Source organism: Pseudomonas sp. 18.1.10 (assembly GCF_024655625.1).
Taxonomy (GTDB): domain Bacteria; phylum Pseudomonadota; class Gammaproteobacteria; order Pseudomonadales; family Pseudomonadaceae; genus Aquipseudomonas.
The window spans coordinates 1-6381 of sequence record NZ_JANLGL010000272.1; the positions used below are offsets into that span (position 1 = coordinate 1).

Annotated in this window: 5 protein-coding genes; 3 read left to right on the top strand and 2 right to left on the bottom strand. The window is 62.2% G+C overall.

Features of this window, described 5'->3' with window-relative positions:
* Positions 1 to 70: 70 nt before the first annotated feature.
* Together rimI and NUV89_RS26610 are read right to left on the bottom strand one after the other, a co-directional pair.
* Positions 71 to 523, bottom strand: coding sequence for a ribosomal protein S18-alanine N-acetyltransferase (gene rimI / locus NUV89_RS26605; RefSeq protein WP_257783660.1), 453 nt, complete (start codon positions 521 to 523; stop codon positions 71 to 73).
* Entirely contained in the window at positions 516 to 1262 is a 747-nt protein-coding gene (locus NUV89_RS26610; protein WP_257783663.1) for an energy transducer TonB, read from the bottom strand. Before NUV89_RS26610 ends, rimI begins: the two co-directional genes overlap by 8 nt.
* A gap of 187 nt (positions 1263 to 1449) precedes the next feature.
* Here NUV89_RS26610 and mksB point away from each other — a divergent pair, with 187 nt between their 5' ends.
* From mksB to mksF, 3 genes are read left to right on the top strand one after another with little or no spacing between them, the layout of a single operon-like run.
* Positions 1450 to 2727 carry an Mks condensin complex protein MksB gene (mksB, locus tag NUV89_RS26615; protein ID WP_257783661.1) on the top strand — a complete coding sequence of 426 codons (1278 nt, stop codon included), beginning with the start codon at positions 1450 to 1452 and terminating at the stop codon, positions 2725 to 2727.
* On the top strand, positions 2717 to 3424 hold the full coding sequence (mksE, locus tag NUV89_RS26620) for an Mks condensin complex protein MksE (protein ID WP_065929713.1): 708 nt from the start codon (positions 2717 to 2719) through the stop codon (positions 3422 to 3424). Before mksB ends, mksE begins: the two co-directional genes overlap by 11 nt.
* A complete protein-coding gene (gene mksF, locus NUV89_RS26625; protein ID WP_257783662.1) occupies positions 3421 to 6261 on the top strand; it encodes an Mks condensin complex protein MksF in 2841 nt (946 codons plus the stop codon). Before mksE ends, mksF begins: the two co-directional genes overlap by 4 nt.
* The last annotated feature ends 120 nt before the right edge of the window (positions 6262 to 6381 follow it).

Consider the following 6381-nt stretch of genomic DNA (forward strand, 5'->3'; position numbering starts at 1 on the left):
GACACCGAGTCGATGCTATCGCAGGCAAGCCAGCTCCCACAGGGGTCCGTGTTCACAGGGGAAAGTGTGTTTAGTCGACTAGGGTGCAGGCCATGACAACCGCGTCTTCGCGGCCACCTACGGCAGGGTAATAGTCACGACGACGGCCAATCTCGTTGAAACCGTAGCGCTCATACAGGCGAAACGCGCCCGTATTGCTGTCGCGCACTTCCAAAAAGCACTCCCGCGCACTGGCCGCATACGCCCGGGACATCAGGTGTTCCAACAACGCCAACCCGAGGCCGCGCCCCTGGTTTTCCGGCTTGACGGTGATGTTCAGCAAATGCGCCTCATCGAGGATGATCTGCACCACGCCATGCCCCACCTGCTGCTCGCCTTCGAACATCAGCCAGATCTGGTATTTACCCAGCCCGTCGAGAAAAATCCCACGGGTCCAAGGGTGGCTGAAGGCCGCGTATTCGATTTTCAGCACGGCGTCGAGGTCGGCCTCGGTCATCGGGCGAAAGGTTAAAGCCTCAATCATCGGTTGTTTTCCAGCGCGCCATCAGCCGGCGCATGGCTTGCCAGACATCAGCCTTACGCTGTGGCTCTTCCATTAATAATTCCAGGCCCGGCAGGGCCCAGACCGAGCCCAGGCCCTCGACCTGCAGTTCGCGGTACCAGGCTTCAGCATTCGCTTCGCCGGCAAAGCGCACGGCGGGCAGGCCGATCAGCCACAGGCACACGCAGGGTTCGTCTTCCAAACGCGCAGACACAAAACCTTGCACAAAATCCCGCGCAGCGTCCGGGCCCTGGTCCATGTTGCCGCGCACCAGCAACGGCCAGCGTACCGGGTCGCCGACGATCTGCGGGCTGTCGGGCAGGCCGGCGGCGCGCAGCATGTCCTTGAGCAACATGTAGGCCGGGTCGCGGGTCTGGAAACGTTCGCCGGTGGGCAACTCCACCAGCAGCAGGCAGCGCCCGGCCCGCAGCAATTGCAGGGCGAAACGCGGTGGCGGCACCACCGGCGCCTTGGCCACCGGGGCAACCTCTTCGGCCACCTTGGCCGCCTTGGTCACCGGCGACGGGCGCGGCACTTCGACCTTGGCGCGCTCTACAACAGGGCGTACCGGCGCATCAGGCTTGACCACGGCCACCGGCGCAGCCGCTTCCTCGCCCGACGACTCGAACGCCTCGTAGGGCTCAGGCACCTGCAACAACTCGGGCCGCGAGGGTGCGGCAAACGGCAGTTCGGTGCGGGGCAGCCAGTTGACCACCTGCATGGCGGTCAAGTAAGCGCGACGTCGGGACTCGATAAGCACAGCTCGGCCACTTGTGGATAAGTAAAGAGCGGGGATTCTACCGTTGTTCGGCAACAATCGCCCACTGCGTACTGACCGGCTGTGGATAAATCCCCCGTCTGATGCAGTACAATCGCGACTTTTCATCGCCAACCAGCCGGCCACTCCCATGATCGAACCCAAGCGCGTCCTACGCGCCCTCGCCGAACACTGGGCATTACTTGAGCCTCTGTGCGAACACTTCGACCAAGGCACCCTGAGCCTTGCCGAGCTGCGCGCGCAACTGGCCGCCCAACAACTGGACAGCACGCCACAGGACATCACCAGCCTGTTGGACGTGTGGATTCGCCTGGACATCCTGGTGCCTGTCGCCAAGAGCCCGAACCGTTTCGAGCTCAACGCACAGATCCATGACTTCCTGGCGTATCTTCGCAAGGAGCACCGGCTTGGCCTGTGCCTGGAAATCGAAGCCTACCTGCGCCACCTTGAGCGCCTGGCGGGTTATATCCAGGACGCCTTCGACATCCGTGATGGCCACGACCTGGCCCGCCAGCTGCGCTTGCTGGATATGCGCGTGCGGGATGTGCTGAAAAAACTCGCCAACGATGAACAAGCCCTCGCTGCCGTGGCCGACCGCGCCAAGACCAGCGACCGGCAGATTCCGTTGCGCCAGCGCTATGCCGAGGTCCTGGCGACCTGGGACGAATACGTCGAACCGATGATCCAGCTGGTGAACGCCGACGGCGCGTTCGAGCAAGGCGTGCGCAAGGTCGAGAACGTGCTGCTGCGCCTGCTCACCGAGCAACAGCGCCTCGGCCACCTGGTGGACGACGACATGCTGCTGCGCACCCACGCGCGCATCCTCGAAATGCAGACCAGCGCCCAGTTGACCTTGCGCCATGCGCGGGAGTTGTTGCTGCCGCTGCGTGAAGAAGCGCGCCGGCACAACGCCGTGACCCGTGGCGCGGCGCTGGCCTTGTCGGCCATTCGACGTAAAGGCCTGGACGCGGTGCCACAGGCCGCGATGCCGATGTTTACGCGCCCGCAAAGCACCTTTCTCGGCAGTGCCAGCCAGGTGGAAGCCTATGTGTACGCCCTGGCGAATTTCGAGCCGAAACCGGCAAAATTCCCCAAGGCGCACAAATCCCACAAAGGCGACGCCCAGCGCGCACCGCGTACGGTCAAGGAAATGCTCGAACGCTGCGAAGACGCGCTGCCGATGCCGGACCTGATGACCTGGCTGCTGGAGCAGGAGCCGGACGGCGCCACCGACGAATTGCTGTACTGGTTCTCACGGCTGTCCCGCGAAAAACGCTTCAAGCGCGAACGCCTGGAACGCCGCGACTACCACACCACCGAGCACCAGGTCAGCCTGCGCTCCTTCGCCCTGCTCCCGGCCAGCTCTGACGCCGCCGAGAATTCTGCGAGCACACCTTATGCATCTTGATCTATCCGAACTGTCCCAGCTGGCGCCGATCTTTCGCGAGCTGTTCAAGGGTTACCACGTCAGCCGCCGCGACCCGGAGCTGTACGCCCAACTGTCGAACTTCCAGGACCAATACCGCACGCTGTTCAAGGCCTTGGGCTTTGAGCTGGTCTGCGACACACGCGGTTTCTACTATTTCGTGCCGGACACCGCCGTGGCCGCCGCGCAGGTAAACAAGACCGCGCAGCGCCTGGCGTTGTTCACCTTCATCATCGTCGAGCATCTGGCCGACCAGGGCCGCGACCCGATTGCCGTGCTCGACGGTGGCAGCCTCGGCCGCGATGAGTTGCCGTCGCTGCTGGAGAAGTACCGCGACCTGTTTATCCAGGCCGAAGTGCAGACCCAGGAAGAACTCGAAGAAAAAATCATGCGCCGCATGACCCAGCTGGGTTTTGCCAGCGAAGACAACGGTATCTATCGCTTCCTGCCGCCGATGCACCGTTTCCTCGACGTGTGCCTGTCGGTGCAGCAGGACCGCGACCTGGCGGCCAGCGTGCACAGCGTGTTGCCACTGCCGGCGCCGGTCATCATCGATGAAGACAGCGATGAAAAACTGCTGAAAACCGATGACCCGCTGGACCTCAGCGACTTCGCCGAAGACAGCGAAGAAGACGCCCTGGCCCGCGCCATTGCCGAAGAACAGGAGACCGACGCATGAGTAAGGAACGCTACGGCATCCGCCGCTTCGCCCTATTGAACACCGCCGGTTACAGCCTGGGTTTGTTCCCGCTGGAAGAGCCGCTGTCGGTATACGGCGCGAACAACCTGGGTAAATCCGCGTCGATCAACGCCTTGCAGTTCCCGATTTTGGCGCGCATGTCGGACATGAGTTTCGGCAAGTACACGCTGGAACAATCCCGGCGTTTCTACTTCGCCACCGATACTAGCTACATCCTCGTCGAAGTATCCCTGCCCCACGGCCCGCACGTGATCGGCGTGGTCGGGCGCGGCCCGGGCGGCGGTTTCGGCCACCAGTTCTTTGCCTACGCGGGCAAGCTGGACCTGGCGCACTACCAGAAGAACGACACCTGCCTGCGGCAGAAAGAGCTGTTCACCAACCTGGAGCGCGAAGGCCTGAAAGCCTACGAGCTCAAGCCCGATGAACTACGCCGTTTGCTGGTGGGCGGCCACACGTCGATCCCGCTGGACCTGACGTTGATCCCGCTGCGTTCTACCAGCGAGCAGAGCCTGAAGACCTTCCGCGCGCTGTTTATCAACCTGCTGCACATGCGCGAAATCACGGCGGCCAAGCTCAAGCAACTGTTCCTCGATGCGTTCGAACACAGCCTGCGCTCCGGTAGCGTGGATTACATCGCGGCGTGCGAAGAAGCCTTCCGCGATGTGCGACGCATGGAGCAGGACTACAACTCGCTGGTCGCCGCCGGCCCGCTGGTTGAAGCGCTGGCCAATGGCGTGCGCCTGCGCGACGTATTGCGCGGCAAGCTGCATCGCCTGTCGCCGCTGTTGGATTCGTTGCTCGGCACCTGGTCGGACTACGCCAGTGCGCGCAAGGAAGAACTGACCATCCAGGCCGAACATTACCGCAACGAGCAGGACGCGCTGCAGAACGACCAGCGCGGCGGCACCCAGGAGCTGATGCGCCTGGAGCGGGAAATCAGTGGCATCCAGCGTTGGCTGGGCGAACTGTCGGTGCTCAAGCATCGCTTTGCGCTGGTCGATGATGTGAAAGTGCTGGAGCAGCAATTGCTGGCGGCCAAGGATGCTCACGATGAACTCGCCGGCGCCCTGGCGCAGTCGCGGCAGTTCAGCGCCGAGGACTTGGACGAGCGCTTGCGCGAGCTGGAAAAACGCTTGAAGTCGGTCAAGCAGCAACTCGACCACGCGGACAACAACAGCTACGCCAAACTGCGCGAAGAATTCTCACAGCAGGATGTCGAGCGTCTGATGCGCCTGTTCAACAGTTCGCTGTTCAGCCTGCCGTTGGGCGAGCATGGCATCACGCTGGATGAGGACGGCCAGTGGGTCAAATCCCTGGAGCAGATCCTCGATGGCTTCAAGGGCGAACGTTTTGAAGTGCCGGGGCTGTCCATCGACATCTCCCACATCGAACCGCCGGCATTGCAGGCCCTGGCGGATCGCGCGGCGTTGCGCGACCAGAAAGAACGCCTGGAAAAAGAACTCAAGCAACTCAAGACCCAGCAGGCTGTAGCCTCCGACCGCGCGGCGAGCAAAACCCAGACCGAAGCGCTGTACCAACAGGTGCTGGACGCGCAGAAGGCCCTGGAAGATTTCCGTCGCGCGCAAACATTGAGCGCGGAAGAAGGCGAGAAGCTGGAAAACCTCGCACAGATGGAAGCGGCGCAGGACGAGTTGAAGCGTTCCAGCGACGCGTTTACCGAGCGTGTCCAGCAGCTGTCGGCCAAGCTGCAACTGGTGGGCCGCCAGATCGGCGATATGGAGGCCAAGCAACGCACGCTGGATGACGCGTTGCGCCGTCGCCAGTTGTTGCCGGCGGACTTGCCGTTCGGCACGCCGTTCATGGACCCGGTCGACGATTCCATGGACAACCTGTTGCCGCTGCTCAATGACTATCAGGACAGCTGGCAAGGCTTGCTGCGCGCAGATGGGCAGATCGAGGCGCTGTATGCCCAGGTACGCCTCAAGGGCGTGGCCAAGTTCGACAGCGAGGATGACGTTGAGCGGCGCCTGCAACTGCTAATCAACGCGTATGCGCACCGTACCGATGAAGCACTGACGCTGGGCAAGGCGCGTCGTGCGGCGGTCACCGATATTGCGCGGACCTTGCGCAATATCCGCAGCGACTACGACAGCCTTGAGCATCAACTGGCGCTGTTCAACCGCGAGATCAACAAGCGCCAGGTCTCCAACCTGCAAAGCTTCCGCATCGTGCTCGCACCGAACAAGGAAGCCCTCAAGCATATCGACCAGATCATCCACAGTGCTGGTCAGTATGAAGAAGGCGAAACCCTGTCGGTGTTCGACCTGAGCCAGAGCGCCGAGCAGGACAACAAGAACGAAGAGGCCAAGGAATACCTGGCGCGCCTGGTGGCGGCCAACCATAACCAGTTGGGCCTCAAGGATCTGTTCGAGTTGGCGTTCGAGATCACCAAGGTGCACGGCCAGCCGGTGATTCACACCGACATCGACGGCGCCGCGTCCAACGGCACCACCATGACCATCAAGGCGCTGACCAACATGTATTTGTTGCTGCACTTGATGGACCGCGACCAGGCCGGGCGCGTGCGTTTGCCGTACTACCTCGACGAGGCGGCGGATATCGACGAGAAGAACCAGGCGGCGTTGCTGGAAACCAGTCTGCAACTGGGCTTTGTGCCGATCCTGGCGAGTGTGAAGCCGCAGGTTTCCGCCCAGGTGGCGATTGACCTGGAAGGCGGCAGCGGGCCGAATGGGATCTATATCGATGAGGCGGATTGGAAGTACATCCGTCGGCATGATGGGGTGAAGGCGACGGTGAATGTGCAGGCGGATGAGCCGGAGTTGGATGAGGTCTGAGTTTTTCGGCTGAAATGAAAAGGCCCCTGGGTGTGAGTCCAGGGGCCTTTTTTTGTGTTGGCTTTGAGGGCCTCTTCGCGGGCAAGCCCGCTCCCACAGGGGTACGCGTTCCAACTGTGG

Coding starts and splice junctions, on each gene's coding strand:
- rimI (WP_257783660.1), bottom strand. CDS start 523: ATGATTGAGGCTTTAACCTTTCGCCCGATGACCGAGGCCGACCTCGAC.
- NUV89_RS26610 (WP_257783663.1), bottom strand. CDS start 1,262: ATGCAGGTGGTCAACTGGCTGCCCCGCACCGAACTGCCGTTTGCCGCA.
- mksB (WP_257783661.1), top strand. CDS start 1,450: ATGATCGAACCCAAGCGCGTCCTACGCGCCCTCGCCGAACACTGGGCA.
- mksE (WP_065929713.1), top strand. CDS start 2,717: ATGCATCTTGATCTATCCGAACTGTCCCAGCTGGCGCCGATCTTTCGC.
- mksF (WP_257783662.1), top strand. CDS start 3,421: ATGAGTAAGGAACGCTACGGCATCCGCCGCTTCGCCCTATTGAACACC.